Source organism: Vibrio sp. 811, assembly GCF_033339195.1.
Genome location: NZ_JAWOUB010000994.1, coordinates 1 through 509, shown reverse-complemented (window position 1 = coordinate 509; position 509 = coordinate 1). Strand labels below are relative to the sequence as shown.

The following is a 509-nucleotide window of genomic DNA, read 5'->3' as shown; positions in this document are numbered from 1 at the left end:
ATTTTAGAGCCAAGCAGCAGCACTCAATATGGTAACTCTGCTTGTAAAGGGGACAGCGGTGGCCCGCTGCTGGACATTGCGACAGGCAAGCAAATTGGGGTCGTGAGTGGTGGTCCTTTGGTATTGCCGACTTGTGGCTCGCTGACCATTCCAAGTTTTTATACGAAGGTCAGTAACTACTACGATTGGGTTCAGTCTTACATTACTGCCGACACACCACCAAACCGTTACATCACTGAACCAAATTTTATCATCAATGCTAGAGAAGAAGCGGGCCAAGAGTGTCACGATGGTATTGCAACCAATAATTGTGATTTCAAAGGTTCCGATGACGATGGCGGCAGTCTAAATCTCTGGTTGTTGGCTCTGCTCGCTCCTTTAGCATGGTGGCGCAGACGCGAAGCTTAATCACGTTAACGATGTTGAAAGAAACGAGCAGCGCACGTCGCTGCTCGTTTTAGTGTTAGGTCGGTGCTGTATAAATGGTGATGAGTGCGTCGTCAAAATGA

At 47.9% G+C, this 509-nt stretch carries 1 protein-coding gene; it reads left to right on the top strand.

All coding sequences use genetic code 11. From position 1 onward, the window contains the following. The coding region (locus R7Q46_RS30540) for a trypsin-like serine protease (RefSeq protein ID WP_318078761.1) at window positions 1-408 on the top strand (408 nt) is incomplete at its 5' end. Window positions 409-509 lie beyond the last annotated feature (101 nt).